The sequence below is a fragment of the Comamonas odontotermitis genome (assembly GCF_020080045.1).
GTDB classification, from domain to species: domain Bacteria; phylum Pseudomonadota; class Gammaproteobacteria; order Burkholderiales; family Burkholderiaceae_C; genus Comamonas; species Comamonas odontotermitis.
The window spans coordinates 118,458-144,648 of record NZ_CP083452.1; the positions used below are offsets into that span (position 1 = coordinate 118,458).

The 26,191-nt window shown below is 64.6% G+C and carries 23 protein-coding genes; 10 read left to right on the plus strand and 13 right to left on the minus strand.

Features of this window, described 5'->3' with window-relative positions; translation table 11 throughout:
- The first annotated feature begins 99 nt into the window (after window positions 1–99).
- The 5 genes from LAD35_RS20825 to trxC all read left to right on the plus strand — a co-directional run bounded on the left by LAD35_RS20825 (window position 100) and on the right by trxC (window position 3,773).
- Entirely contained in the window at window positions 100–999 is a 900-nt protein-coding gene (locus LAD35_RS20825) for a carbohydrate ABC transporter permease (protein ID WP_224153148.1), read from the plus strand.
- Window positions 996–1,823, plus strand: coding sequence for a carbohydrate ABC transporter permease (locus tag LAD35_RS20830; protein WP_184705285.1), 828 nt, complete (start codon window positions 996–998; stop codon window positions 1,821–1,823). The genes LAD35_RS20825 and LAD35_RS20830 overlap by 4 nt, the downstream gene beginning before the upstream one ends.
- A gap of 81 nt (window positions 1,824–1,904) precedes the next feature.
- Window positions 1,905–2,297 (plus strand): VOC family protein, encoded by a 393-nt coding sequence (locus LAD35_RS20835; protein ID WP_224153149.1) that lies wholly within the window; start codon window positions 1,905–1,907, stop codon window positions 2,295–2,297.
- Window positions 2,298–2,380: 83 nt separating this feature from the next.
- Window positions 2,381–3,220: an endonuclease/exonuclease/phosphatase family protein gene (locus LAD35_RS20840; protein WP_224153150.1), complete on the plus strand. Its 840-nt coding sequence runs from the start codon at window positions 2,381–2,383 to the stop codon at window positions 3,218–3,220.
- A 115-nt stretch (window positions 3,221–3,335) separates the two neighbouring features.
- Complete coding sequence (gene trxC / locus LAD35_RS20845) at window positions 3,336–3,773, plus strand: thioredoxin TrxC (RefSeq protein ID WP_224153151.1); 438 nt, start codon at window positions 3,336–3,338, stop codon at window positions 3,771–3,773.
- Window positions 3,774–3,907: 134 nt separating this feature from the next.
- On the opposite strand, the gene LAD35_RS20850 is transcribed toward trxC, so the two are convergent.
- Window positions 3,908–5,860, minus strand: coding sequence for a PhoX family protein (locus LAD35_RS20850; protein ID WP_224153152.1), 1,953 nt, complete (start codon window positions 5,858–5,860; stop codon window positions 3,908–3,910).
- Between the two features lie 426 nt (window positions 5,861–6,286).
- Here LAD35_RS20850 and LAD35_RS20855 point away from each other — a divergent pair, with 426 nt between their 5' ends.
- The 3 genes from LAD35_RS20855 to LAD35_RS20865 all read left to right on the plus strand — a co-directional run bounded on the left by LAD35_RS20855 (window position 6,287) and on the right by LAD35_RS20865 (window position 11,179).
- Window positions 6,287–8,209 (plus strand): PrkA family serine protein kinase, encoded by a 1,923-nt coding sequence (locus tag LAD35_RS20855; RefSeq protein WP_224153153.1) that lies wholly within the window; start codon window positions 6,287–6,289, stop codon window positions 8,207–8,209.
- A 61-nt stretch (window positions 8,210–8,270) separates the two neighbouring features.
- The gene (locus LAD35_RS20860; RefSeq protein ID WP_224153154.1) at window positions 8,271–9,539 is read left to right on the plus strand and encodes a YeaH/YhbH family protein; all 1,269 of its coding nucleotides are present in this window, start codon (window positions 8,271–8,273) and stop codon (window positions 9,537–9,539) included.
- Window positions 9,540–9,550: 11 nt separating this feature from the next.
- A complete protein-coding gene (locus tag LAD35_RS20865) occupies window positions 9,551–11,179 on the plus strand; it encodes a SpoVR family protein (RefSeq protein ID WP_224153202.1) in 1,629 nt (542 codons plus the stop codon).
- A 14-nt stretch (window positions 11,180–11,193) separates the two neighbouring features.
- On the opposite strand, the gene LAD35_RS20870 is transcribed toward LAD35_RS20865, so the two are convergent.
- From LAD35_RS20870 to LAD35_RS20880, 3 genes are read right to left on the minus strand one after another with little or no spacing between them, the layout of a single operon-like run.
- Window positions 11,194–11,703 carry a rod shape-determining protein gene (locus LAD35_RS20870; protein ID WP_224153155.1) on the minus strand — a complete coding sequence of 170 codons (510 nt, stop codon included), beginning with the start codon at window positions 11,701–11,703 and terminating at the stop codon, window positions 11,194–11,196.
- On the minus strand, window positions 11,703–12,947 hold the full coding sequence (locus LAD35_RS20875; RefSeq protein ID WP_224153156.1) for a multifunctional CCA addition/repair protein: 1,245 nt from the start codon (window positions 12,945–12,947) through the stop codon (window positions 11,703–11,705). Before LAD35_RS20875 ends, LAD35_RS20870 begins: the two co-directional genes overlap by 1 nt.
- Window positions 12,948–12,957: 10 nt before the next feature.
- Window positions 12,958–13,824 carry a MurR/RpiR family transcriptional regulator gene (locus LAD35_RS20880; RefSeq protein ID WP_224153203.1) on the minus strand — a complete coding sequence of 289 codons (867 nt, stop codon included), beginning with the start codon at window positions 13,822–13,824 and terminating at the stop codon, window positions 12,958–12,960.
- A gap of 151 nt (window positions 13,825–13,975) precedes the next feature.
- Between LAD35_RS20880 and LAD35_RS20885 the strand changes: the two genes are divergently transcribed.
- Window positions 13,976–14,878 (plus strand): amino acid ABC transporter substrate-binding protein, encoded by a 903-nt coding sequence (locus tag LAD35_RS20885; protein WP_377779605.1) that lies wholly within the window; start codon window positions 13,976–13,978, stop codon window positions 14,876–14,878.
- A gap of 151 nt (window positions 14,879–15,029) precedes the next feature.
- On the opposite strand, the gene LAD35_RS20890 is transcribed toward LAD35_RS20885, so the two are convergent.
- From LAD35_RS20890 to LAD35_RS20905, 4 genes are all read right to left on the minus strand, one after another.
- Entirely contained in the window at window positions 15,030–15,713 is a 684-nt protein-coding gene (locus tag LAD35_RS20890) for a glutathione S-transferase family protein (RefSeq protein ID WP_184705303.1), read from the minus strand.
- A 51-nt stretch (window positions 15,714–15,764) separates the two neighbouring features.
- The gene (locus LAD35_RS20895) at window positions 15,765–17,336 is read right to left on the minus strand and encodes an MFS transporter (protein WP_224153157.1); all 1,572 of its coding nucleotides are present in this window, start codon (window positions 17,334–17,336) and stop codon (window positions 15,765–15,767) included.
- Complete coding sequence (locus LAD35_RS20900) at window positions 17,333–17,914, minus strand: MarR family winged helix-turn-helix transcriptional regulator (protein WP_224153158.1); 582 nt, start codon at window positions 17,912–17,914, stop codon at window positions 17,333–17,335. Before LAD35_RS20900 ends, LAD35_RS20895 begins: the two co-directional genes overlap by 4 nt.
- Before the next feature lie 175 nt (window positions 17,915–18,089).
- Window positions 18,090–18,662: a 5-formyltetrahydrofolate cyclo-ligase gene (locus LAD35_RS20905; protein ID WP_184705307.1), complete on the minus strand. Its 573-nt coding sequence runs from the start codon at window positions 18,660–18,662 to the stop codon at window positions 18,090–18,092.
- Window positions 18,663–19,116: 454 nt separating this feature from the next.
- Between LAD35_RS20905 and LAD35_RS20910 the strand changes: the two genes are divergently transcribed.
- Window positions 19,117–21,174 (plus strand): lytic transglycosylase domain-containing protein, encoded by a 2,058-nt coding sequence (locus LAD35_RS20910; RefSeq protein ID WP_396022797.1) that lies wholly within the window; start codon window positions 19,117–19,119, stop codon window positions 21,172–21,174.
- Between the two features lie 74 nt (window positions 21,175–21,248).
- Here LAD35_RS20910 and LAD35_RS20915 read toward each other — a convergent pair whose 3' ends face one another.
- The 5 genes from LAD35_RS20915 to LAD35_RS20935 form a co-directional block, all read right to left on the minus strand.
- Window positions 21,249–22,058 (minus strand): SDR family oxidoreductase, encoded by an 810-nt coding sequence (locus LAD35_RS20915; RefSeq protein ID WP_224153159.1) that lies wholly within the window; start codon window positions 22,056–22,058, stop codon window positions 21,249–21,251.
- A gap of 63 nt (window positions 22,059–22,121) precedes the next feature.
- Entirely contained in the window at window positions 22,122–23,123 is a 1,002-nt protein-coding gene (locus tag LAD35_RS20920; RefSeq protein WP_224153160.1) for a Bug family tripartite tricarboxylate transporter substrate binding protein, read from the minus strand.
- A gap of 97 nt (window positions 23,124–23,220) precedes the next feature.
- On the minus strand, window positions 23,221–23,985 hold the full coding sequence (locus tag LAD35_RS20925) for a crotonase/enoyl-CoA hydratase family protein (RefSeq protein WP_224153161.1): 765 nt from the start codon (window positions 23,983–23,985) through the stop codon (window positions 23,221–23,223).
- Between the two features lie 75 nt (window positions 23,986–24,060).
- Window positions 24,061–24,828, minus strand: a complete 768-nt coding sequence (locus LAD35_RS20930) for an SDR family NAD(P)-dependent oxidoreductase (protein ID WP_224153162.1) — start codon at window positions 24,826–24,828, stop codon at window positions 24,061–24,063.
- A 151-nt stretch (window positions 24,829–24,979) separates the two neighbouring features.
- Window positions 24,980–26,164, minus strand: coding sequence for a thiolase family protein (locus LAD35_RS20935; protein ID WP_224153163.1), 1,185 nt, complete (start codon window positions 26,162–26,164; stop codon window positions 24,980–24,982).
- Window positions 26,165–26,191: the final 27 nt, after the last annotated feature.

Consider the following 26,191-nt stretch of genomic DNA (forward strand, 5'->3'; position numbering starts at 1 on the left):
CGTGCATGCAGGCCCTGATGCGTCATTGCCGCCTCAGCGTTTGTGTGCATGCCCGTGCGGTGCGATAGCTTCACCACGTAGAAAAAGAAATCGATTGGAATGAGTGCATCTTCCTCCTCCGCCGCCGGCTCGGGCCAGCGCAGCATCCACGCCTGGCTGCTGCTCCTGCCTGCGCTGGTGCTGCTGGTCACCTTCACCCACTGGCCAGCGGTGGCCACCTTCATCGACAGTTTCTATTCCACCCCCAAAGGCGCGCGCGCTGCCGTGTGGGTGGGGCTGGAAAACTATGAAACCATGGTCGATGACCCGGTGTTCTGGCAGGCGGTGCGCAACAACCTGTGGTTTGCGGCGGCCACCATTCCGGCGTCCATCGGTCTGGCGCTCTTGATGGCGGTGTGGGTGAACGAGCGCATCGCGGGCCGCACCTTCATCCGCATGGCGTATTTCACGCCCACGGTGCTGCCGATGATCGCGGTGGCCAATATCTGGCTGTTTTTCTACACGCCGCAGTACGGCCTGCTGGAGCAGGTCACCACGGCGCTGGGCCTGCCGTCGCACAACTGGCTGGGCAGTCCGTCCACGGCGCTGGGCGCGGTCACCCTGGTGGCGGTGTGGAAGGAAGCGGGATTTTTCATGATCTTCTACCTGGCCGCGCTGCAGACGCTCAACCCCAGCCTGAAGGAGGCGGCTGCCATTGAAGGCGCATCGCGCTGGTATTTCTTCCGCCGCGTGCAGTGGCCGCTGCTGATGCCGACCACCTTGTTCGTGCTGGTCAACGCGGTCATCAACGCCTTCCGGCTGGTGGACCACGTCTTCATCCTGACGCGCGGCGGCCCGGACAATGCCACCACCTTGCTGCTCTACCACCTGTACGAGGTGGGTTTCAAGTTCTGGGACACCGCCTACGCGGCGGCGATCACCGTGGTGCTGGTCGTGGTGCTGGCGAGTGTTGCGCTGTTCCAATTTTTCGTGCTCGATAAAAAGGTGCATTACAAATGAACGCCGCACCTGCTGTGATCTACCGCCACACCTGGTTCGACACCCTGGCCGCCTGGCTGCTGGCGCTGCTGTGGATACTGCCGCTCGCCTACGCGTTCTGGACGGCCTTCCACCCCAGCGACTACGCCATCCGGTTTGATCTGACCGCCCCCTGGACCTTGCAGAACTTTCGCAACGCCTGGGAAGCGGCGCCTTTTGCGCGCTACTTTCTGAACACCACCTTGCTCGTCGCCATCATCCTGGCCGCGCAACTGGTGCTCTCCACCCTGGCAGCATTCGCCTTTGCGCGCTACCAGTTCCGCGGCAAGAACATTGCCTTTGCACTGGTGCTGGTGCAGCTGATGATCATGCCCGACATCCTGCTGGTGGAGAACTACCAGACCATGGCGCGCCTGGGTCTCGTCGACACCCTGTTTGCCATCGGCCTGCCGTACTTTGCGTCGGCCTTTGCCATCTTCTTGCTGCGCCAGACCTTCATGGGCATCCCCAAGGAGCTGGACGAGGCCGCGCGCGTGGAAGGCGCAAGCACCCTGCAGATCCTGTGGCGGGTGTACGTGCCGCTGGCCAAGCCGGTGTACACGGCGTTTGCGCTGGTGTCCGTCAGCTTTCACTGGAACAACTTTCTCTGGCCGCTGATCATCACCAACAGCGTGGAGTCGCGCCCGCTGACCGTGGGGCTGCAGGTGTTCTCCAGCGTGGAGCAGGGCGTGGACTGGTCCACCATCACCGCCGCCACCTTGATGACTTCGGCGCCGCTCCTGGTGGGGTTCATCCTGTTCCAGCGGCAGTTTGTGCAGAGCTTCATGCGCGCAGGTATCAAGTAAACACGTTCCAATAACCGCTAATACGGTTGTGTTAATGGCACTAGGCCGGTTACAGTCAGCGCATCTTTCTGGGAGCAACCCATGTCCGGACCTGCAGCAGCTGGCGTGCTGATCTACGCCAAGAACCTTGACCTGTTGGCGCAGTTCTACGCGCAAATCCTCGGTATGCGCGAGCTGCACCGCAGGGATGAGATCGTGGTGCTGCAATCGGCGCACTTGCAGCTGCTGATTCACGCCATTCCTGCACCGATTGCCGAGCATGTGCATGTGTCCACGCCGCCCGCCAAGCGCGACAATGTGGCGCTGAAGTTTTTCGCCACCGTGGATTCCATGGCAACAGCCCGCGCCTTGGCCGCGCAGCTGGGCGGCCAGGTGTTTGACGACGAATGGCAGGGCCCCGGCTTCGTGGCTTGCAACGCCATGGACTGCGAGGGCAATGTGTTTCAGCTGCGCGCGCCTGCCGACGCTGTGTAGTGCAGTTGCTTTCTCCTGTTTTTATGGCATTTGGCGCTTGATGGGTGGGCGCCTGGTCTTCATTCGACGAGGTATTGGGGCGCATGCAGATACTGACCTGGAACGTGCAATGGTGCTGCGGGCTTGATGGCGTTGCCGAACCGGCGCGCATCATCCGCCACGCGCAGGGCATGGGCGACATCGACGTGCTGTGCCTGCAGGAGGTGGCAGTGGGCCACCAGGCCTTGGCAGGCGGCCCGGGCGATCAGGTGGCACAGATCCAGGCTTTGCTGCCCGGCTGGCAGCTGTTTTTTGCGGCAACCACCGATGGTTTTGATGCGCACGGCCAGCGCCGCAGCTTTGGCAACCTGGTGGCCACGCGCCTGGCGGTAGCCGAGGTGGCCCAGCACCGGCTGCCCTGGCTGGCGGAAGCTGGCGTGGTGAGCATGCCGCGCGGCTGCCTGGTGGTGACGGTGCGCGACCCGCACCTGGGCCTGGTGCGGGTGATGACGACGCACCTCGAATACCACAGCGCCACGCAGCGCATGGCGCAGGTGCGGGCGCTGCAAGGCATCCACGCCGAGGCGCTGGCGCAGTGCGGCGCGCCGCCCGGCAGTGCGCCCGCTGCCACGCCCTACACCACGCCGGTACACACACCGCATGCCGTGCTGTGTGGTGATTTCAACATGGGCCCGCTTGATGCCGAATATGCGGCCCTTGTGGCACCTGGGGCGGCCAGCCTGCACAACAGCTGGCAGGTGCTGCAGGGCGATGCGCCGCAGCCTGCCACCTTCTGCGTGTTCGACCACACCTGGGGCCCGGCACCGGTGGCCTGCGATTTTGCGCTGGTCAGCGACAGTCTGCGCGGCCATGTGCAGGGCTGGCGCAGCGACGGCGCCACGCAACTCTCTGACCACCAGCCGGTGCTGCTGACCCTGGCCTGACGCGGCCCGGCCTGACGTGGCCCGGCCTGACGTGGCGCGGCTTGAAAATGCGGCAATCGCCTTCAGTTGCAAGGCTGTGGCCTGCCCGTACGATGCAGGCCAAGGAGAAAAGCCGATGCATGAAGACAGCCTGCACATTGTGTGCCCCCATTGCCACACCACCAACCGCGTCAAGCGCGAGCAGTTGAGCGCACACCCCGATTGCGGCAGTTGCCACCAGCCGCTGTTCACCGGCGAGCCGGTACAGCTCGATGCAGAAAGCTTTGCCAGGCAGGTGGGGCGCAACCAGATTCCGGTCGTGGTGGATTTCTGGGCACCGTGGTGCGGGCCCTGCCGCCAGATGGCGCCCGGCTTTGCCCAGGCCGCCAAGCAGCTGGAGCCCTATGTGCGCTTTGCCAAGCTCGATACCGAGGCCTATCCGCATGTGGCTCAGCCCTTCAATATCCGCAGCATTCCGACCATGGTGGTGTTCAAGGGGGGCCAGGAGGTGCAGCGCATCTCGGGCGCCCTGCCGCCGGGCGATATCGTGCGCTGGGTGCAGTCGGTGGTCTGACGCGCTTTCGGTAGCTGCGCCGCCGGTGCACAGGGCTGCGAGCCAACGGCTTTCACCCCATCCCGATCAAAAGAAAAAAGGGCCATCCGAGGATGGCCCTTTTGGTGCTCCAGCGCGGCTGGCGGGGTGTGGGATTACAGCTTGATGCCTTGTGGCGCGCCGGTCAGGTAGCCCACGGCAGCGCCGAACTTGTCCTTGTAGTTGGCCTTGATCAGCGGATCGAGCTTTTCCTTGACCACGTTGTGGATGGCGCCCCAGTCGCCAGCGTGCTGGAAGTTGCTCATGATGTAGGTCCAACCGTTGATCTCGTCCACTGCATGCAGGCCGGTGGATTCGCCGCCCGCAGGGATCGACAGGATGCGCGAGAGCTGCTTGGTGTCGACGTTGTAGGCCCACAGGAAGTTGTTCACGTGCTGGCCGCTGTCTTCGCCGATGAACAGGGTGCGCATCTTCTCCGAAAACTTGAGGTTGTCAGGGTTGCAGATCTTGTTGGGGTTGCCGGTGTTGCCCAGGGCGTCTGCAGCAATGTCTTCGCCTGCCAGCAGGGCCTTGGTGTCGATGGGCATCCATTCGCTGTCGATGGCGGCGCCGCTGGTGTCCTTCTGGCCGCCGCGCAGGTTCAGCGCCATTACGGCTCCGGCCTTCAGGGTCTTGGGGATGGAGACGCCGTTGCCTGGCACGTTGGCGGCATCACCTGCCACCATGGATTTTTCGCAGTTCTGCAGTGCAGAGTAGGCGATCTTGTCCTTGGCGTTGACGGTGGTGCCTTCCATCTTGGTGAAGCCCATGCTGGCGCCCTTGTAGGCGGCATAGCGGTGGGTTTCGAGGAAGGCGGCGGCCTTGTCCATGCCGGGGTTGATCTTGATCCACTCGGTCTTGCCATTGGCCACGATCTTGGTGAAGCTGGCGTCTGCCGGGTCCTTGCTCGCCACGGTCATGATGTCGGTGGGCTTGAGCGTGTTCGCCAGGTTTTCGATTTCGGCGCTGGTGGCCGAGCCGAGCTTGATCCAGGTGAGGCCTGCAGCGCTGCCGGTGGCAGGGTCGATGGAGAACCCCGCACCCACCTGGGCCGCGTACAGCGAGCCGGAGGACAGGTCCTTGGCCTTGTCGGCCACGAACACGAAGTAGGCGCTGTTGGTGGCGTCGTCGCCCATCAGTGCGGTGCGCGCGTCGGGCATCACCTGCACCAGCTCGTGCGAGATGCGGCCCATGCAGAAATGCTTCTTGATCGACGCGGTGCCGTCCTTGTTCACCGTCACTTCCGGCATGTGGCCGTAGTGGTAAGGGTTGGCCTTGGTTTCATCGCCGTACAGGTTCTTGCTGTAGGCCTTGAACTGGGCGTTGCTGGCAGCCGTGAACGCATCGGGCTCGTATTCTTCGCTGGACAGGTGGGTGCCCCAGGGCGACAGGCTGGCGCCGCAGGTGATCCACAGGCCGTGCACCTTGGAGGTGTCCACGTTGTGGTACTTCACCAGGCTCAGCTTGCCGCTGTCCTGGTCCTGGTCGAGCGTCAGCACAGCGATGGGCGAGGGCAGCTTGCCGTACATGTCGGTCTTGCCATCGCGTGCCCAGGTGGTGTATTCGAACTGCACCACGGCAAACACGGGCTTGCCCTTGACGCCGTCCACCTTGGCATCAGGCACGGTCAGCAGGGAGGTGCCGTCCGGCGAGTCGGAGAAGAACTGGCGCTCGCTGCCGGCGACGGTGGTGTCGGTGATGGGCTTGTTGTTGATGTCCACGTAGCCGCCCGCCAGGATCTTGCCGCCCTTGCCGTCGGAGACCATGTCGCCGGTCACGAAGAAGGGCTGGTAGGCCAGCTTGACTTCACGGGTGCTGTTGTCGGCGTAGAGGATGCTCATTGCCGCGTTGGTGGTAGTGGTGGCCATGGCAGCAGGTACTGCCAGGGTAGGAGCAGCCATGCTGACGAAGCTGACCGACTTGAATGGCGCGGAGGGTGTGTCGTCATCGCCACCGCCGCCGCAGGCGGTCAGCAGACCGGCTGCCGACAGCGAGCCGGAGAGCGGCAGCAGGGGCGCACCGCCCAATAGTTGCAAGAGACGACGACGCGATGTCAACACTGCGCTCATAACGGTAACTCCGTGGGATTTGTGGTGTATTGGAAAGTCCACAGAGGCCCCAACAAGCGGGACGAAGTACTCTGTGGCGCGCACCGAGTATCCGACCGCAAAATGGCAGCTTCATGACAGTTGCATAACGATTTGATGACGATGGAGGGGCGCCGCCCAACGCAGGAGTGGCGGGCTTTGGCGGGGGATTGGAGAGGTGTCGGAGGCGCGTTGGCGCGCACGAATCCGAAGGGGTGCGGGCGTCTTTACAGGCCCCAGGCGGGTGGTGGCGCTGGAACCAGAAATACTGCCCCCATTGCGGACATCCGTGTGTAGGACAGGTGGACTGGTCAAAGCTGGTGTAAGGTGCTACAACCAAGTCACGATAACGAATGTGTTGCAACTTTGCGGCATGGTCAGCCCCTTTGGTGCCGCCACGGAGGTCGTATGGATGTCATCAGCAACTCTGCCGCCCGCTACGTGCGCCTGCGCGAAGAGGAAATGTCGCTCGACGAGTTTCTTGTTCTGTGCCAGCGCGACCCGATGGTCTATGAAGGGGCTGCGCACCGCATGCTGGCCGCCATCGGCGAGCCGGAGATGATAGATACCCGCAATGATCCGCACCTCTCCCGCCTGTTCGCCAACAAGGTGATCCGCCGCTACCCTGCGTTTGCAGAGTTCTACGGCATGGAAGACTCCATCGAGCAGGTGGTGAGCTTCTTCCGCCATGCCGCGCAGGGCCTGGAAGAGCGCAAGCAGATTCTTTACCTGCTGGGCCCCGTGGGGGGCGGCAAGAGCTCCATCGCCGAGCGCCTGAAGTACCTGATGCAGAAGGTGCCGTTCTACGCACTCAAGGGCTCTCCCGTGAACGAATCGCCGCTGGGCCTGTTCGATCCGGTGGAGGATGGCCCGCTGCTTGAAGAGCAGTTTGGCATTCCGCGCCGCTGCCTCAACCACGTGCTCTCGCCCTGGGCCGTCAAGCGCCTGGAGGAATACGGTGGCGATATCCGCCAGTTCCGGGTCGTCAAGCGCTACCCCAGCATCTCCCGGCAGGTGGCCATTGCCAAGACCGAGCCGGGCGACGAGAACAACCAGGATATATCGAGCCTCGTGGGCAAGGTCGACATCCGCAAGCTCGAGAACTTTGCCCAGGACGACACCGACGCCTACAGCTACTCGGGTGGCCTGTGCCTGGCCAACCAGGGCATGCTGGAGTTTGTCGAAATGTTCAAGGCGCCCATCAAGGTGCTGCACCCGCTGCTCACGGCCACCCAGGAGAGCAACTACAAGGGAACGGAGGGCTTTGGCGCCATTCCCTTTGACGGCCTGGTGCTGGCCCACAGCAACGAGAGCGAGTGGAAGGCCTTCCGCAACAACCGCAACAACGAGGCGTTTCTCGACCGGGTCTACATCGTCAAGGTGCCGTATTGCCTGCGCGTGTCGGAGGAAGTGCGCATCTACGAAAAGCTCATCCGCGAATCCTCGCTGGCCAGCGCCGTCTGCGCGCCCGGCACGCTCAAGATGATGGCGCAGTTTGCGGTGCTCACGCGCCTGAAGGAGCCCGAGAACTCCAGCATCTTTAGCAAGATGCAGGTCTACGACGGTGAAAGCCTCAAGGACACCGACCCGCGCGCCAAGAGCTACCAGGAATACCGCGACTACGCCGGTGTGGACGAAGGCATGTCGGGTATCTCCACACGCTTTGCCTTCAAGATCTTGTCCAAGGTGTTCAACTACGACAGCACCGAGGTGGCGGCCAACCCGGTGCACCTGATGTATGTGCTGGAGCAGCAGATCGAGCGCGAGCAGTTCCCTGCCGAGCTGGAGACCCGCTACACCAGCTACATCAAGGAATACCTGTCGCCGCATTACGCCGAGTTCATCGGCAAGGAAATCCAGACCGCCTATCTGGAAAGCTACAGCGAGTACGGCCAGAACATCTTCGACCGCTACGTCACCTACGCCGACTACTGGATCCAGGACAGCGAGTACCGCGACACCGACACCGGCGAGGTGTTCGACCGCAATGCGCTCAATGCCGAGCTGGAGAAGGTGGAAAAGCCTGCCGGCATCGCCAATGCGAAGGATTTCCGCAACGAGATCGTCAACTTCGTGCTGCGCGCGCGCGCCAACAACCAGGGCAAGAACCCGAGCTGGACCAGCTACGAAAAGCTGCGCCTGGTGATCGAGAAGAAGATGTTCTCCAACACCGAAGAGCTGCTGCCCGTCATCAGCTTCAACGCCAAGGCCAGTGCCGAGGATGCGCGCAAGCACGAGGATTTCGTCACCCGCATGGAAGCCAAAGGCTACACGCCCAAACAGGTGCGCCTGCTGTGCGAGTGGTACCTGCGCGTGCGCAAGAGCAGCTGAGGCAGCGGGAACGGCGCGCCGGTACCGAACGCGCCGGGCCGACCATGCATGGGGGGCATAGATGGCATTGCAAATCATCGACCGCAGGCTCGCAGGCAAGAACAAGTCGGTGGGCAACCGCGAGCGCTTCGTGCGCCGCTACAAGGAGCAGATCGCCGAGGCGGTGCGCCGCGCCGTCTCCAAGCGCGATATCCGCCATATCGAGCAGGCCGAGAACATTACCATCCCGCGCAAGGACATCCGAGAACCCGTCTTTCACCATGGCCAGGGCGGCGTGCGCGACACCGTGCACCCGGGCAATACCGAGCATGTGCGGGGTGACCGCATCGCCCGGCCCCAGGGCGGAGGCGGCGGCCAGGGCTCGCAGGCCAGCGACAGCGGGGAGGGCGAAGACGACTTCACCTTCACCCTGACCAAGGAAGAGTTCATGGAACTGTTCTTTGAAGATCTGGCCCTGCCGCGCCTGCTGCGCACCCACATTGCCAGCACGATGCAGTACAAGACGCGCCGCGCCGGCTACAGCCACGACGGCACGCCGCACAACCTGGCTGTGCTGCGCACCATGCGCGGCGCGCTGGGCCGGCGCATCGCCCTTACCAAGGCGCCACACCGCGAGCTCAAGGCGCTCGAAGATGAGCTGGCGTCCCTGCTGGAGCAGGATGACGGCACGAGCGAGGCCGTGGCCGAGCTGCAGCAGCGCATTGCCGGGCTGCAGGCACGCATGGGCAAGGTGGCGTTCCTCGATCCGCTGGATCTGCGCTTTCGCAGCCGCACCAAGGTGCCTGAGCCCAGCAGCCAGGCCGTGATGTTCTGCGTGATGGACGTGTCGGGCTCGATGGACCAGGCGCGCAAGGACCTGGCCAAACGCTTCTTCATCCTGCTGTACCTGTTTCTCACGCGCCACTACGAGAAGATCGACATCGTCTTCATCCGCCACCACACGCAGGCTGCCGAAGTGGGCGAGGACGAGTTCTTCCATTCCACCGAGAGCGGCGGCACCGTGGTCAGCAGCGCGCTGGTGCTGCTCGACCAGATCATCCGCACGCGCTACCCCGTGGCTGACTGGAACATCTACGTGGCTCAGGCCAGCGATGGCGACAACTTTGGCGACGATGGCGGCAACTGCCGCAACCTGCTGACCGAAAAGATTCTGCCGCTGGTGCGCTACTTTGCCTACGTGCAGGTGGTGCAGGAGGAGCAAAGCCTGTGGGAGGAGTACAGCCAGCTCTTGCCGCTGTTCCCGCACTTCGCCATGCGCAAGGTGTCGGAGCCCGGCGACATCTACCCCGTGTTTCGTGATCTGTTCAAGAAGGAGGGGGTGGCGGTATGAACCTTTCTCGCATGAACCCTGCCCAATACCCGGTGCTGGCGCGGCGCAAGGGCTCGCACCACTGGAAGCTGGCACTCTCCAGCGACCGCTCCCAGCGTGATGTGCCTGCCACGCCCCGGCCAGCGGGCAAACGCCCGGGGCAGCCATTGCCCGATCCGAGCGACTGGACGTTCGAGCTGATCGAGCGTTACCACGCTGCCATTGCCGCCACGGCCGAGCGCTATGGCCTCGACACCTACCCCAACCAGCTGGAGGTGATCTCGGCCGAGCAGATGATGGACGCCTACGCCAGCGTGGGCATGCCTGTCGGTTACCGCCACTGGAGCTATGGCAAGGAGTTTCTGGCCACCGAGCGGCGCTACCGCCGTGGTCACATGGGTCTGGCCTACGAGATCGTCATCAACTCCAACCCCTGCATCAGCTACCTGATGGAGGAGAACACCACCGCCATGCAGGCCCTGGTGATTGCCCATGCGGCCTACGGGCACAACAGCTTCTTCAAGGGCAACTACCTGTTTGGCATGTGGACGGATGCGGGCAGCATCATCGACTACCTGCTCTATGCCCGCGACTTCATCGCCCAGTGCGAGGAAAAGCACGGGCTCGATACCGTGGAGCAGTGGCTGGATTCATGCCACGCCCTGGCCAACCTGGGCGTGGACCGCTACCGCCGTCCTTCCAAGAAAACCCTGGCGCGCGAGCGCGCCGAGCGCGAGCAGCGCGAGGCCTACGCCCAGCAGCAGATCAACGAGCTGTGGCGCACCCTGCCCGCGCGCCCGGACAAGAACAGCCCGGCGCAGCACCACGAGCGGTTTCCCAAGGAGCCGGAAGAGAATCTGCTGTACTTCATCGAAAAGAACGCCCCGCTGCTGGAGCCATGGCAGCGTGAAGTGGTGCGCATCGTGCGCAAGATTGCGCAGTACTTCTACCCGCAGCGCCAGACCCAGGTGATGAACGAGGGCTGGGCCACCTTCTGGCATTACACGCTGCTCAACACGCTGTACGACGAGGGGTGGCTCACCGATGGCGTGATGATCGAATGGCTCTCATCGCACACCAATGTCATTTACCAGCCGCCTGCCGGACACCGCGCCTACAGCGGCATCAACCCCTATGCGCTGGGCTTTGCAATGTACCGCGACATCCAGCGCATCTGCGAACACCCGACCGACGAAGACCGGCGCTGGTTCCCTGATCTGGCGGGCACGCCGTGGCTGCCTGCGTTGCACCACGCCATGCAGAACTACAAGGACGAGAGCTTCATCGGCCAGTACCTGAGCCCGAAGCTGATGCGCGACATGCGTCTGTTCGCCATCCACGACGACGCCAGCGAGCGGGAGCTGCTTGTGAGCGCCATCCACAACGAAGACGGTTACCGCACGCTGCGCCAGACGCTGTCGCAGCAGTACGACCTGGGCGCGCGCGAGCCCAATATCCAGGTGTGGAACGTGAATCTTCGCGGCGACCGTTGCCTGACCCTGCGCCACACCCAGTACCAGGGCCGTCCGCTGGCCGACGATGTGCAGGAGGTGCTCAAGCATGCGGCGCGCCTGTGGGGCTTTGGCGTGCAGCTCGAAAGCGTCAATGGAGACGGAGAGGCACCCGTGCTGCTGCACTCCGTGGCGCCTCCGCCTTCGTGAAGAGGTTCGTGGCGCTAGCCACGAACAGGCCCCCGTTGCATCAGTGCCTGAATCTGTGCCTCGCTCAAGGCCGTGGATGCAATCAACTCCACACTGCGGGCCCCGCAGCGTTGGCCCAGCTCTCGCAAGGCGCGGTGCTCTACCCCGGTCAGAGCCCCAATTGCCTGGGCGGGCGCAGGGCAAGGATGCAGCAGCATGTGTGGCGATGGCATCAACCAGCGATTGACGCGCTTGAGCTTCAGATAGGACAGCAGTGCATGTTTCAGAAACGCTTCCGCTGCTGTGTAATCGCTGATCAGACAGCGCGGGTGGCCAAAAGGCTCGCACAGGATGGCCCCCGGGGTTTGCGCCACTGCCAGCCGCGCGGCGGCACCAGCGGCCAAAACGCTGGGTTGGGGGCCTGCACGCAAGGCAAGCAACGCCTCATCGCTCCATACGACGTCGCTGTTGCTGCTGCGGATCAGGACCGCATTGGGTGCAATGCGCACATACAGCGTGGGCGTCAGCAAGTTCCCAAAAGCCATTACTGCTCGGCCTTCATCTCCTGCGCTACCGCGTGGCAGCGTGCCTCGTGCACCATCGCGCCAATCTCGGCGCCTTTTCGGCCCAGCTGGGCGGCGCGCTCCGCGACTTGCTTGGTGCTGACGGCTTGCGCCACTGCCAGCAGGCGCTGCAGCTGTTCGCGCTGCGGGTAGGGTTGGTCTTGCAGCCCGAGCCGCCCCTGGGCATCGCACTGGCAGGCAAGCAGCGCGTCGGCAAAGCGCGCGGGTTTGCGAAAGGCGTCACAGCGCTCCAGCAGCCGCACCACGGCAGCGGGGGCGATGCCCGGGCTGCGGTGGATGTTGCCGTGTTCGGCCGCCACCAGCAGGGCGAGCTCGGCGCACTCGCTGGGCACACGCAGGCGCTGCTGCACGGCACGGGCCAGCTCCACACTGCGCTCCTCGTGGCCGAGGTGGCGCGGCAATATATCGGCCGGGGTCGTGCCCTTGCCCAGGTCGTGCGCAATGCAGGCCCAGCGCACGGCCAGCGGGGCATTCAGTTGGGCGGCGCGATCCAGCACCATCATCACGTGTACGCCGGTGTCCACCTCGGGGTGGTAGTCGGCCCGCTGGGGCACGCCCCACAGGCGATCCAGCTCGGGCAGCAGGCGGGCGAGGGCGCCGCATTGGCGCAGCACCTCGAACATGCGCGAAGGCTGCGCTTCCATCAGGCCGCGCGCCAGCTCCTGCCAGACGCGCTCGGGCACCAGTGCGTCCACTTCGCCCTCTGCCACCATTTCGCGCATCAGCGCCAGGGTTTCGGGGGCGACGGAGAAATCATGAAAACGTGCGGCAAAGCGCGCCAGCCGCAGAATGCGCACCGGGTCTTCGCGAAAAGCTTGGGTCACATGGCGCAGCACCTTGGCCTGCAGGTCCTGCTGGCCGTGGTAGGGATCAAACACGGCTTCGCTGCCCGTCCAGTCTGCGGGGGCTGCCATGGCGTTGATCGTGAGGTCGCGCCGCGCCAGGTCTTCTTCCAGCGTCACGTCGGGCGATGCGGCAATCGAAAAGCCGTGGTAGCCACGGCCCCATTTGCGTTCGGTGCGCGCCAGCGCGTATTCCTCGTGGGTCTGCGGATGCAGAAACACCGGAAAGTCCTTGCCCACGGGCACATAGCCCTGGGCCTGCATTGCCTCGGGCGTCGAGCCCACCACCACCCAGTCGTGGTCATTCACGGGCAGGCCCAGCAAACGGTCGCGCACAGCGCCACCCACCATGTAGATTTTCATCCGGGCAAGTTTACCTGCGGGGCGCCTGCACATACACGCCGCTGTCGTGCAGCTCGCCCTCGGCGGCTTCGATGCGGGCGACGGCCTCCGGCCCGGCGCGGCTCACCAGCACTTCCAGCAGCGACTCGGCCAGGGCCTGTGCAGCGGTGACCGAGGGGAAGAACGATGGGCTGTTGACGGCAAACAAGAGGGTTTCGTCGGCGGCCAGCGACAGGGGCGATGCCAGGCTGTCGGTCAGCGCCAGCACCTTGCAGCCGCGCGCGCGGGCCAGCTCCACGGCCTGCACGGTTTCCTGCGAGTACGGCGCAAAGCTGATGGCCACCAGCACATCGCCCTTGTCCACGGCACGCAGCTGCATTTCACGAACGCCGCCCATGCCTTCGAGCAGATGCACCGACTGGCGGAACAGGCGGTACACATAGACCAGGGAGAACGCGACCGGAAAGCAGGCACGCATGCCCATCACATGCACCTGGGCGGTTTTTTCCAGCAGGCGGGCGGCGTTTGCGAGGCGCGGCGCGCTGTGCTGCTCGGTGGTGTCCAGGTTGCTGCGCTGCATGGCAAACATCTCGGCGGTGAGCTGCTTGTCGCGTGCGCGGCCGATCAGGCTGCGCGCCTTGTCGCCGTATTGGTTGGCAGCGTCGCTGCTCAGGCCCATGTCACCCGTCAAGGCCTGCTTGAACTCGTTCCAGCCCGCGAATCCGCAGGTCTGGGCAAAGCGCACCAGCGTGGTGGGCGGCACCTGGGCGTGCTGGCCCACGGTGCGCATCGATTGGGTGACGACATCGCCCGGGTGGTCGAGCACATAGCGGGCCACTTGCTGCAGCGAGGGGCTCAGGGATGCAAAACGGTCGCGCAGCTGGTCGATCACGCCCATGGTGGATTGGCTTTGTTGGGGGTTGAGGGAAATCACGGGTAGCCATTGTCGTTCATGGAGCATATGATCCAATTTATAAAAAATAGGAACATTAGTTCTGTTGCAACGCCATAGGGCATTGAGGCGCTAAGAGGGCGCGAAAGGAAAGTCGATGACGCAAATCAATTACACCGTGGCACGCCTGGCGATGGCTGCCGCGATGACGTGCGCCGCTGCCGGTGCCATGGCGCAGAGCGCGCCCACGCTGGACAAGATCAAGAGCACCGGAGCCATCACCCTGGGGTACCGCGAGTCGTCGTTCGGCTTTTCGTACCTGGACGCGAATTTGAAGCCCGTGGGCTACAGCATGGACATCTGCTACAAGATTCTGGACGCGGTCAAGGCCAAGCTGGGCTTGACCGACCTCAAGGTGGGTTACCAGGCTGTGACCTCGGGCAACCGCATTCCGCTGGTGCAGAACGGCACGGTCGATCTGGAATGCGGCTCCACCACCAATCTGGTGGAGCGCCAGAAGCTGGTGGCGTTTTCGCCGGATATCTTCCGCTACAACGTGCGCATGCTGGTGAAGAAGGATTCGGGCATCAAGGGCATTGCCGATCTGCAGGGCAAGGCGGTGGCCACCACCACGGGCACGACCTCGTTCCGCTTGTTGCGCCAGGCCGACAAGGCCAGCAACCTGGAGATCACCAATGTGCCGGGCAAGGACCATACCGATTCCTTCCTGCTGGTGCAGGGCGGCAAGGCCCAGGCCTTTGTGCTGGACGATATTCTGCTGGCAGGCCAGATTGCCAACGCACGCGATCCGCAGAACTACGAGATCGTCGGCGAGAGCCTGCGCACCGAAAACCAGGCGCTGATGCTGCGCAACGACGACCCGGCCTTCAAGAAGCTGGTGGACGATACCGTGGCGGGCATGATGAAGTCCGGCGAGATGGAAAAGCTCTACAACAAGTGGTTCATGTCGCCCATTGCGCCCAAGGGCATCAACATCAACTACCCGCTGAATGCGGAGACGCGCGATGCGTTCGAGCATCCAACGTCTAAAGGCATCTGAGCGCGCAGTCAGAATCTGAGGCGTTCTGCACCGTTGCTCTTTTCCTGCATGTCTCGCGGCAAGGAAAGGGCTGCGCTCAACGGTTACTTTAATTTTGATAGCTGTCAGCGCTTTGCGGATAAGCGCTGACAGCTGTTTTTATTGAAAATTTTCAACGCTCGGCGCGGTAGGGCTCGTCCATCGGCACGAAATCCTTTTCTGCCAGGGCACCGTCGATCCATGCCTTGACGCCGGGCAATTGGTGCACGCGTTCGACGTAGGCGGCGATCTCCCCGGGCACGGGCAGCTGGTAGGTTTTCAGGCGCATGCAGACGGGCGCGAAATAGGCGTCGGCAACACTGAACTGGTCAAACAACAGGGGGCCGCCATGCTGGGCCAGCAGGTGGCTCCACATGCTGCACAGGCGTTCCACGTTCTTGCGCACGCCAGCGTTGTCGCGCCAGACGATCTTGCCCACTTCGGCCAGATCGGCTTCGATGTTCATCGGGCAGGCGCCGCGCAGGGCGGTGAAGCCGCCGTGCATTTCGGCGCAGATGCTGCGGGCAGCGGCGCGGGCGGCCTTGTCCTTGGGCCACAGTGCCTTGTCTGGAAACTGCTCGGCCACGTATTCGGCGATGGCCAGACTGTCCCAGACGGTGACGTCACCATCGCGCAGCAGCGGCACGGTGCCCGTGGGGCTGACGGTGGCCATGGTGCGCTTGAACTCGGACTGGCTGTCGAAACTGTCGAAGCGCACGTATTGCTCGTCGAAGGGAATGCCCGCCTGGCGCAGCAGCACCCAGGCGCGCATGGACCAGGAGGAGTAGTTTTTGTTGCCGATGTAGAGCTGCAGCATGGTCTGGGCGCAAAGAAGTGAGGGGAACCCGATTTATACCGCAGCCGCCCTTCAACGCAACTTCCGCTGCACCACGACAATAACCGCCGTGACGGCAGCGACCGCTGCCAGCCACTGGTACAGCTGCTGGCAGGCCATGAAGAAGGCCTGGTGGTCCACCATCTGGGCCAGCATCTCCAGCGCCGCGTGCCGGGCCTGCTGGGCAACCATGCCGTGGTGCTGCAGGGTGTTGGCCGTGGTGTCGAGCCACTGCACCGCCGTGCTGTTGCCTGGGGTGAGGCGGCTGGCAAGGTCGGAATACTGGGCGAACTTGCTGTCCTGCAGCGCAACGGCGGCCACGGCCGATGCCAGCGAGGCGGTCATCTGGCGCAGGATGTTCTTGCTCTGGTAGCCCTTGGCAAAATGCCGGGCGTCGAGCGCCCGCCAGGTGAGCGCCGCCACGGGCAGCACCATCAGCACGCCAAAGCAGCCCTTGATGGCGAGGGCGCCGTACAGCGCGGCGGCGGGCGCGTCTGGCGGCAGGCGGCTCATCCACCACGCGGCGGCGGCCATGGTCAGGCACCCGGCCATCATCAGCGCGCGCTTGTTGGCAATGGCGGCGCTGTAGCGGATGTAGACCACCGCCACCACCAGGCTGGTGAGCGCCGAGAAGCTGTTGAGCCAGCCGGTGGTGATCAGCGGAATGCCCAGGCCCCGCTCGGCATACTGGGGAAACAGGTAGTTGCTGAAGTTGACGACAAAGTAGTACACCGCGTAGAGCGTGAGGCCCGCCAGAAAGCCGGGGCTGGTGAGGTCGCGCAGGTGCAAAAGCGGCTCGTCGTGCCGCCACTGGTGCAGGCCGAACAGGCCCAGCAGCAGCACGCCGGCGAGTACCAGCAGCGCCAGATGCTCGGGGCGGTCGAACAGGGCATAGCGCGCCTCCGAAAAGCTCCACTGCACACAGCCGATGGCCAGCACAAAGAGCAGGAGCGGCGTGATGCTCCAGCGCACGGGCTGCTCGCTTTTTCCCAGGGCGGCAGGCAGCAGGCTGTAAACGCCCAGCGCCATCAACGTGGACAGCGGCAGCACGCTCCAGAACACCCAGCGCCAGCCCCAGTTCTCCACCAGCCAGGCGGCGCCCAGCGGTGCTATGGCACCCACGGCAAAGATCATCAGCATGTAGATGCGCGTGGCCTGCGGGCGTTGCTGCACGCCGAACATCATCGGAATCAGCACCCGCGTGCTGATGAAGAAGGCGCCGCCACCCATGCCCTGCACCAGGCGCGCGGTGGTGATCTGCGCCAGCGAATTGGCGCTGGCCGAGGCCACATCGCCCAGGCCGAACAGCAACAGCGCCAGCAGCAGGTAGTTGCGGTAGCCAAAGTGGCGCGAGAGCCATTGCTGCAGCGCAATCATCAGCATGCTGCCGACGGCGTAGGCGGCCTGTACCTGGGCAAACTCGCGCGGCGCGGCGCCGATGCCGCCCAGAATGTGGCTGGAGCCGAAGACGAACATGCCGTTTTCGAGAAACTCCATGCCCACCAGGCCGCCAAGCAGGAGCATCAGCAGCCGCTGCTTTTCCCAATGCTTCCAATGCGCCAAGTGAACGCTGCGCGCCCAGCCGTGCTGGCGGGCGGCGGTCATGGCGCTGCCGGATCGTCGGTGCGTGCTATGTTTTTTGATGTGCTGGCGCGCGCAGAGCGGGCGCTGGCGGCCTTTTTCTTATGGGCATCATCGGCAATGCCGGTTTCCAGGCCAGCGAGCACCTTGCGCAATTGCTGGCGCATGGCGCCCGTACCGTCCTCGCCCAGCACGGCCCAGGTCTGCAGATGCACGGCTTGTACCAGCGGAATGGCCTGCTCCAGCAGGTGGGTGCCGCGTTCGGTCAGCGCCAGCTGCAGTGCGCGGCGGTCCTGCACGTCTGCGGTGCGCACGGCCAGCGCCTTGGTTTCCAGGCTGTCGAGCAGGCGGGTGACCTGGGTGCGCGTGGCGTCCAGCGATATGCTGAGGGTGGAGGGGCTGATGGGTTCGTGCGCGCTGTCCGAGAGCAGGTACAGCGCCAGATACTCGCGCATGTGCAGGCCCAGCGGCGCCAGCGCGGTATCCATGCGCTGCTCCAGCAGGGCGGCGGTGTGCTTCAGGAGCCGGGTGGATGCAACCGCGTCCACCAGGGACTGCGGCTTGCCAGCCAGAATGCGCTCAAGTCGGGAATCGAAGCTCATGGGGTGTTGGTGTATTTAATTTCATTCGTAATTATATTGTTTGAAATTAAATTTGCAAGCACCCGCAGGAGCAGCTAGGCTCCTGCACGTATGGTTTTTTGCCCAAGGCAGCCCTGGCGCACAGAGGATGGGCGCGGGCTGCTATGGTTTTGTTTTCAAGGCGCGGCGCAGAAAGTCACACCGGCCAGACGACGCCATTGTCGTTCAGGATCGCGTCGAGCGGCAGATCATGCGGCTCGGGCTCGAAGTCGTCGACAAAGCCGTCGGTAAAGCCCAGGCCCACGGTGAACGGCCGAGGCTCCAGCGCAGCCAGGGTGCGGTCGTAAAAACCGCCGCCGTAACCCAGGCGGTAGCCGCCCGGCCCATAGCCCACGCAGGGTACGAACAGCAAGGTCGGCACCACCAGTTCGGTGTTCTGTGGCTTGGGAATGTCGTAGGCGTCCAGCTCCATCGGGCAGCCGGGGTACCAGGCATGGAAGGTGAGGGTCTTGTGCTGCTTGTTGACCACGGGCAGGCCGATGCGGCGCAGCAGCGGCTCGTCCATCAGCGCACCGTCTTCCTTCCAGCGGTGCAGGGCGGGCAGCGGGTCGAACTCGCCCTTGATCGGCCAGTACGCACCAATGACGGTATCTTCTCGCTCGGTGAGCCAGAAACGCAGCACCTGCTGCAGTTGCTCGGCGCGCTCCAGGCGGTTGGGCATATTCAGGCGTTTTTCGATCAGCGCCTGACGCACGGCTTTTTTATCCATCGCGGGGAACCCTCCAAAAACTCTCGCGGTCGTTCCATTCTGACACCTGGCAGCCCCCCGCCAGGAAAAACGAGCTAGTAAAAACACCAGTCTGCTTGATGCATGTTGCCTATCAAAGTAAGCGCTTGTAAGAGCCGCCAATACAACCCTTGATACGTCGTTGCTTGGCCGGGGGCGCCCAGCCGGGGGCGCCGAGCCTTGTCGTACGTCTGTACTGCCTGCGGCCCGGCCTGACGCGGCCCGGCCTGGCGCGGCCCGGCTCCTCGTCTCAACCGCAAATCTACGATTTGCTGGGTTGTGGTGGCGGCTCTGAATGCCTGCAAGCCCCCAAAACTGTGGCCCCTGCGCTTTTGCGGGCCTGCCCGGATGTGTATGATTTTGTGATTCTTTCGCGGCGTCCGCTTTCCATCGTCCGGCCAGTGCTGGCGCCGCCTTCTTGCGAGAGTTCGAGCCCATGCGTTGGAAAGTTCTGTTCACGCCGCTGATGGCGGCCCTGTTGGCAGCCGGTGCGCTGCCGTTGTCCGCCCAGACCATCTTGCAGGGCGCCGTCCAGGTGCAGCCGCCCGTGCAGGCATCGGCCGCTGCGGTGCCGCAGACGGCTTCGCAGATGGCGAGCGACGATGTCATCGTGGACATGCAGCAGGCCTTCCGCAAGCGCGACAAGACCAAGCTGAGCCAGCTGCTGCCATCGACACGCGGCCATGTGCTGGAGCCGTGGGCGGCCTATTGGGAGCTGCGCGCGCGCCTGCAGGAAGCCACGCAGGATGAGGTGCAGGCCTTTCTCGCCCGCTGGGCTGGCACTTACCAGGAAGACCGCCTGCGCAACGACTGGCTGCGCCTGCTGGGCCAGCGTCGCGACTGGGGCAATTTCGATGCCCTGTACCCGGCCTTCCGCATGGGCGACGACCGCGAGCTGCGCTGCTATGCGGCGGTGATCGATCTGGCCAAGGGCAAAAAGACCGAGCAACTGGGCCAGACCGTCAAGGCCAACTGGTACGCGCAGCGTGATTCCGAAGACGGCTGCAATCTGGCCGCCTCCGAGATGTATTCGGCAGGCAAGCTGCAGGCCGACGACATCTGGCGCCGCGCGCGCCTGACCATGGAGACCGGGCGCACCCGCGCCGCGCGCGCTGCGGTGGAGATTGCCGCGCCCGTGCAGCTGCAGGCCTTCTCCACCATGCTGCAGTCGCCCGCCAAATACCTGGCCACCAAGGCCAAGCTGCAGACCAAGGAGCAGCAGGAGCTGGCCACCTTGGCGCTCATCAAGATGGCAGCAGACAACCCCGAGGGCGCTGCCAACCTGATGGACAGCCGCTGGGGCGAACTGTTGAGCCAGGACAAGCGCGATTGGATCTGGGGCGTGATCGGCAAGACCCAGGCAACGCGCCTGTCACCCGATGCGCTGGCCAGCTTCGCCAAGGTGGGCAAGGACAGCCATCTGAACGATGACATGCTCAACTGGAAGGCCCGCGCCGCGCTGCGTGCCGGCCAGTGGCAGCAGGTGCGCAAGAGCATCGAAGCCATGAGCGAGGAAGAGCGGCGTGACCCGACCTGGGTGTACTGGCGCGCCAAGGCCCTGCAGGCCGGCAAGGTGAGCGATACGCAGTCGGCCGAGGCGCGCGAACTGCTGCAGACCATTGCCGGCCCGCAAGGCTTTTACGAACAGCTGGCGCAGGAAGACCTGGGCCAGAAGATCAGCGTGACTGCCGCACCGGTGGCGATTGACGAGCCCGCCCGCCAGGCGGTGCGCAGCAACCCGGGGCTGGCACGCGCGCTGTACGCCATTCAGCTGGGCTTGCGCAGCGAAGGCGTGCGCGAATGGAACTACACCACCAACCTGCACGAAAACGGCGGCATGGGCGACAAGGAGTTGCTCGCCGCCGCCGAGCTGGCCTGCCAGCGCCAGATCTGGGACCGCTGCATCAACACCAGCGAACGCACCAAGTCGGTGGTTGACGTGGGCCAGCGCTTTCCCATGCCTTTCAAGGATGCGGTCGTCAGCCGTTCGCGCGAGATCGGGCTCGATCCCGCCTATGTCTACGGCCTGATCCGGCAGGAGAGCCGCTTCATCATGGATGCGCGCTCGGGCGTGGGTGCCTCCGGCTTGATGCAGATCATGCCTGCCACGGCGCGCTGGACGGCACGCAAGATCGGCATGACCGATTTCACCCCTGGCAGCATCAACGACCGCGACACCAACATCACCCTGGGCACCGCGTACCTGAAGCTGGCGCTCGATGATTTCGACGGCTCCATGGCCATGGCTGCCGCAGGCTACAACGCAGGCCCCGGCCGGCCGCGCAACTGGCGCAACGGCCCGGTGCTGGACGGCGCAATCTGGGCCGAGAACGTGCCCTTTGCCGAGACGCGCGACTACGTGAAGAAAGTGCTCTCCAACACCACCAGCTACGCGGCCATCCTTACCGGCCAGCCGCAGTCGTTGCGCGCGCGCCTGGGCACCGTGGGGCCGCGCGCGGAAGGCGAGCCCGATCCATCCAAGGATCTGCCGTAGGCTGTATTTGCCCTGTTTCTGATAGCTGCTGGCGCTTTTCTATAAAGCGCCATCAGCTATTTTTGTATAGGCGGCTACGCTTCGGCGCGCGGCACGTAGGAGGCGCGCATGTCGCGCCCGCCGCGCAGCGCGGCGCCGCCGTCCACAGGAATGATCGCCCCCGTCACGTAGCTGGCGAGCGGCGACGAGAGGAACAGCGCCATGTGGGCCACGTCATCCAGGCTGCCCATGCGCTGCAGCGGCACGGTGTCCGTGGCGCGCTGGAGGGCTTCGGGTGAGGGCGCAAGGCGCCGCATGCCCTCGGTATCGGCAATCGGACCGGGCGAGATGGCGTTGACGCGCACGCCCACCTCACCCCATTCCAGCGCCAGCACGCGGGTCATCATGTCGATACCCGCCTTGGCGGCGCAGGCGTGCACCTGGTACATGGTGGGGTTGACGCCCTGGGGCGCCGAAATGCTGATGACGCTGGCGCCGGGCTTGCGCAGCAGCGGGTAGGCCATGCGCAGCACGTGAAAAGTGCCGTTCAGGTCGATATCGACCACCGTCTTGAAGCCGTTGGCCGACAGGTCCTTGGCCGGGGCAATGAAGTTGCCCGCTGCGCCCGATACCAGCACATCGATGGGCCCGAACTGTGCATGCGCCTGGGTGAGCGCGGCCTGCACGGCGGCGGCGTCGCGCACATCGGCGCTGATGCCCAGGGCCTGCGCGCCCAGCGTCTGCAGGCTGGCTTCGGCCTGCTGCACCTTGTCGGGGGAGCGGCTCATCACGCTGACGCGGGCGCCCGCGCGGGCAAAGGCCTGCGCAATGCCCAGGTTGATGCCGCTGGTGCCGCCTGCGACGAAAACATGCTGCCCGGAGAAGGAGAAGGGTGGATTTGTCATGTGAGGTGGTTCCATTGCGCTGCGCCATCGTTCGAGTGCGCGACGGATGATGGAGAAATGAGGTCAGTCGAGCTGCAGTTTCTGGCTCAGGATCAGCTCGCCCCAGGTCTTCTGGTCATCTGCCACCTGCCTGGCAAACGCGGCCTGCGGCTTGCCGCCGGGGTTGCCGCCCAGGTCGCGGTAGCGCTTCTGGATGTCGGGGTCGTGCAGCACGGCCTGCAGGTTGTCGGTGAGCTTCTTGACGACGTCGGGCGGCGTCTTGGCGGGCACGAAAAAGCCCATCCAGCCGACCTTGTTGAAATCCTTCATGCCCAGCTCGGTCATGGTCGGCACCGTGGGCAGCTCGGGCTCGCGCTGGTCGCCGGTCACGGCCAGCGGGCGCAGCTTGCCATCCTTGATGTGGGCGAGCGAGGCGGTCATGTTGTCGAACATGAACTGGGTCTCGCCCGTCACGATGGCCATGGTGCCGGGGGCCGAGCCCTTGTAGGGCACATGCACCACATCGGTGGCGGTGCGTTCCTTGAACAACTCGCCCATCAGGTGCGTGGTCTGGCCCATGCCGGCAGACGAGAACGACAGCTTGCCGGGCTCCTTCTTCGCTGCCGCAATCAGATCGGGCAGGCTTTGGATGGGCGATTTGGCGGGCACGACCAGCACGTTCGAGAAATAGATCATGTCCGTCAGCGCCACAAAATCGCCGGGTTTGTAGCTGAGCTTCTTGTACGCCGTGTAGTTGATGGCGTTGCTGCCCGTATTGCCCACCAGCACGGTATAGCCATCGGGCTGGGCGCGTGCCACGAGGCCCGTGCCCAGGCTGCCGCCGGCGCCGGGTTTGTTGTCCACGATCACCGGCTGGCCCAGCCGCTCGCCCAGCTTCTGCGCCAGCATGCGCGCAGGTATGTCGGTGGAGCCACCCGCAGCGCCGGGAATGACAAGGGTGATGGGGCGCGAGGGCCAGTTGCCATCTGCCAGGGCGGGCAGGCTGAAGGCCGCGGTGCCCAGGGCCAGCGCGCTGGCCGCCAGGGTGGCAAGCGCGCTGCGGCGGGGAATAGAGGCGCGGGTCATGCGGTTGTCTCCTTGGGGTTTTGTGCCGGGCTTGCTCTTCTTTTGAGAGTTGATGCGCAAGCTGGTATTGCGCTGGCGGCCCATTTGGTTGAAATGTCTACTGGCCTCTCCACACCGGTTTGCGCTTTTCGGCAAACGCTGCGGCGCCTTCGCGCGCGTCCTGCGATTCAAAGACGGGCGTGGTGATGACGGCCTGCCGCTCCCACATCTCATCGCGGCGCCATTCGGCCGATTCGCTCGCCACCTGCTTGCTGGCGATCAAGGACAGCGGCCCGTTGGCCGCCACGGCGGCGGCCAGCTGCAGCGCGGCATCGAGCGCGCCGCCCACATCCGCGAGCCGGTTGACGAGGCCGAGCTGCGCCGCGCGCTCGGCGCCGAGCATGTCGCCGGTCAAAATGCATTCCATCGCCACGTGGTAGGGCAGGCGTTTGGGCAGCCGCATGAGGCCGCCAGCCGTGGCAGCCAGACCGCGCTTGACCTCGGGCAAGCCGAACTGGGCGTTGCGCGCCGCAACGATCAGGTCGCAGGCAAGCACCACCTCAAAGCCGCCAGCGAGCGCGTAGCCTTCGACGGCGGCGATCAGGGGTTTTCTGGGCGGGCGCATGGTGATGCCGCAAAAGCCGCGCCCCGGCACGCTGGGGCGCTTGCCCTGCAGAAAGCCCTTGAGGTCCATGCCTGCGCAAAAGCTGCCCCCGGCGCCGGTGATGATGCCGACCGACAGGGCCGGGTCGGCGTCGAGCGCATCCAGCGCCGCCACCATGGCCTCGGACATTTCCAGCGTGGCGGCGTTGCGCGCCTCGGGGCGGTTCAGGGTCATGATCTGCACGTTGCCGCGCACTTCAACCAGCAGGGGAGATGTCATGGAATGCCTTTCGAAATTCGACGGAGAGCCGGACGGAGCCTGGCGCGGCCCCGTCGGCGGAGGCGGCGCTGGCAATCAGCGCGGCTGCATGCGGATGGCGCCATCGAGGCGAATGGTTTCGCCGTTGAGCATGGGGTTCTCCAGAATGTGCAGCGCCGTGAGCGCGTACTCGTTCGGGCGGCCCAGGCGCGCCGGGTTGGGCACCGATGCTGCGAGCGACTGGCGTACGTTCTCGGGCAGCTTGGCGAGGATGGGCGTATCGAACAGGCCGGGCGCAATGGTGCAGACGCGGATCATCTTGGAGGCCAGGTCGCGTGCGGCCACAATGGTCATGCCGATCACGCCCGCCTTGGACGATGCGTACGGTATCTGGCCGATCTGGCCTTCGTAGCCCGCCACCGATGCCGTCAGCACGCAGGCACCGCGCTCGCCCTCGATGGGCTCGTTCTTGGCCATGGCCACGGCCGACAGGCGCAGGGTGTTGAAGGTGCCGATCTGGTTGATACGGATGATGTTGGTGTATTTTTCCAGCGATCCGGCGCTGCCATCTTTCTCGATCAGGCGCACGGGGCCACCAATGCCAGCGCAGTGCACCAGCGCACGAAACTCGCCGAACGCCTCGGCAGCCGCCACGGCTTGCTGCATCTGCTCGCCATCGGCCACGTCGGCCTTGACGAACCGGAGCTGGCCGCCGTACTGCTTTTGCATCGCGGCACCGCGCTCCTCGTTCAAATCCACGGCCACCACATTCAGCCCGCGCGCCAGCAGCGCCACCGCGCTGGCCTCGCCCAGGCCCGACACGCCGCCGGTCACCAGGGCCGTCATTCCTTTTTGCAGTTGCATCTCCAAAGTCCTTTTTTCAGTGTTCAGTACGCAGCCTTAATTCGCGCACGGCCCAGATGCGGACACCGAGGAAGGGCCGCCCCGCACCGAGGGTGTCGTCCCCCTCCCGTAGCGCGCAGCGCGTAGAGAGAGGGGGAAGGCGCGCAGCGCCTCAGGGGGTGATTTCCAAAATAGTTGCGTTGGCCATCCCGCCTGCTTCGCACATCGACTGCAGGCCGTAACGCTGGCCGCTGTCTTCCAGCGCGTGCAGCATCGTTGTCATGAGGCGGATGCCCGAAGCGCCCAGCGGGTGGCCCAGTGCGATCGCGCCGCCGCGTGGGTTGAGGCGTTCGCCGTCGGCGCCCAGCTCCTTCTGCCAGGCCAGGGGCACCGAGGCAAAGGCCTCGTTGATTTCGTAGTGGTGAATGTCTTGCAGCTTCATTCCGGCCTTGGCCAGCACGCGCTGCGTGGCGGGAATGGGGGCGGTCAGCATCAGCAGCGGGTCGTCGCCCACCACGTCAAAGGCGACAAAGCGGGCGCGGGGCTTCAAGCCCAGTTGCAGGGCACGCTGCTCGCTCATGATGAGCATGGCGCTGGCGCCGTCGGTCATCTGTGAGGCATTGCCTGCCGTGGTGGACCACTGGATTTGCGGAAAGCGTGCCGAGAGCTCTTCGTTCTCGAACACCGCCTTGAGCCCGGCGAGCTTTTCCGCCGTCGTGCTGGCGCGGATGGTTTCGTCGGCAGTCACCAGGCCTGCGGGTGTATTGATGCCGACGATCTCCCGCGCGAAGCCGCCGCCGGTTTGCGCCGCGTGGGCACGCTGGTGCGAGCGCGCGGCGTAGGTGTCCAGATCGGCGCGGGAGAGGCCCCATTTGGCCGCCACCAGATCGGCAGACACGCCCTGGCCAACCAGACCGGGGGCATAACGTGCGTCAAACCGCGCGCCGGTCGTGTTCTTGCCCATGCGCGAGCTGCCCATGGGCACGCGGCTCATCGATTCCACGCCGCAGGCGATCACGATGTCCTGCGTGCCCGACATGATGGCCTGCGCCGCAAAGTGCACCGCCTGCTGGCTGGAGCCGCACTTGCGGTCAATGGTGGTGGAGGGCACATGTGTGGGCAGGCCCGCCGCCAGCCAGGCCAGGCGCCCGGGCGTGCCAGCCTGCTCGCCCGCCTGGCTCACGCAGCCGCAGATCACGTCATCGACCTGGCCGGGGTCCAGCGCGGCATTGCGGCCCATGAGCTGCTGCAGCACCTGCGAGAGCAGATCGACCGGGTGCAACTCGGCCAGTGCGCCGTCGGGTTTGGCCCTTGCCATGGGGCTGCGGATGGCATCAACGATGACTGGAATGTTCATTGGATTAATGAGACTTGAGGATCATTA

Coding starts and splice junctions, on each gene's coding strand:
- LAD35_RS20825 (WP_224153148.1), top strand. CDS start 100: ATGAGTGCATCTTCCTCCTCCGCCGCCGGCTCGGGCCAGCGCAGCATC.
- LAD35_RS20830 (WP_184705285.1), top strand. CDS start 996: ATGAACGCCGCACCTGCTGTGATCTACCGCCACACCTGGTTCGACACC.
- LAD35_RS20835 (WP_224153149.1), top strand. CDS start 1,905: ATGTCCGGACCTGCAGCAGCTGGCGTGCTGATCTACGCCAAGAACCTT.
- LAD35_RS20840 (WP_224153150.1), top strand. CDS start 2,381: ATGCAGATACTGACCTGGAACGTGCAATGGTGCTGCGGGCTTGATGGC.
- trxC (WP_224153151.1), top strand. CDS start 3,336: ATGCATGAAGACAGCCTGCACATTGTGTGCCCCCATTGCCACACCACC.
- LAD35_RS20850 (WP_224153152.1), bottom strand. CDS start 5,860: ATGAGCGCAGTGTTGACATCGCGTCGTCGTCTCTTGCAACTATTGGGC.
- LAD35_RS20855 (WP_224153153.1), top strand. CDS start 6,287: ATGGATGTCATCAGCAACTCTGCCGCCCGCTACGTGCGCCTGCGCGAA.
- LAD35_RS20860 (WP_224153154.1), top strand. CDS start 8,271: ATGGCATTGCAAATCATCGACCGCAGGCTCGCAGGCAAGAACAAGTCG.
- LAD35_RS20865 (WP_224153202.1), top strand. CDS start 9,551: ATGAACCCTGCCCAATACCCGGTGCTGGCGCGGCGCAAGGGCTCGCAC.
- LAD35_RS20870 (WP_224153155.1), bottom strand. CDS start 11,703: ATGGCTTTTGGGAACTTGCTGACGCCCACGCTGTATGTGCGCATTGCA.
- LAD35_RS20875 (WP_224153156.1), bottom strand. CDS start 12,947: ATGAAAATCTACATGGTGGGTGGCGCTGTGCGCGACCGTTTGCTGGGC.
- LAD35_RS20880 (WP_224153203.1), bottom strand. CDS start 13,824: ATGGGCGTGATCGACCAGCTGCGCGACCGTTTTGCATCCCTGAGCCCC.
- LAD35_RS20885 (WP_377779605.1), top strand. CDS start 13,976: ATGACGCAAATCAATTACACCGTGGCACGCCTGGCGATGGCTGCCGCG.
- LAD35_RS20890 (WP_184705303.1), bottom strand. CDS start 15,713: ATGCTGCAGCTCTACATCGGCAACAAAAACTACTCCTCCTGGTCCATG.
- LAD35_RS20895 (WP_224153157.1), bottom strand. CDS start 17,336: ATGACCGCCGCCCGCCAGCACGGCTGGGCGCGCAGCGTTCACTTGGCG.
- LAD35_RS20900 (WP_224153158.1), bottom strand. CDS start 17,914: ATGAGCTTCGATTCCCGACTTGAGCGCATTCTGGCTGGCAAGCCGCAG.
- LAD35_RS20905 (WP_184705307.1), bottom strand. CDS start 18,662: ATGGATAAAAAAGCCGTGCGTCAGGCGCTGATCGAAAAACGCCTGAAT.
- LAD35_RS20910 (WP_396022797.1), top strand. CDS start 19,117: ATGCGTTGGAAAGTTCTGTTCACGCCGCTGATGGCGGCCCTGTTGGCA.
- LAD35_RS20915 (WP_224153159.1), bottom strand. CDS start 22,058: ATGACAAATCCACCCTTCTCCTTCTCCGGGCAGCATGTTTTCGTCGCA.
- LAD35_RS20920 (WP_224153160.1), bottom strand. CDS start 23,123: ATGACCCGCGCCTCTATTCCCCGCCGCAGCGCGCTTGCCACCCTGGCG.
- LAD35_RS20925 (WP_224153161.1), bottom strand. CDS start 23,985: ATGACATCTCCCCTGCTGGTTGAAGTGCGCGGCAACGTGCAGATCATG.
- LAD35_RS20930 (WP_224153162.1), bottom strand. CDS start 24,828: ATGCAACTGCAAAAAGGAATGACGGCCCTGGTGACCGGCGGCGTGTCG.
- LAD35_RS20935 (WP_224153163.1), bottom strand. CDS start 26,164: ATGAACATTCCAGTCATCGTTGATGCCATCCGCAGCCCCATGGCAAGG.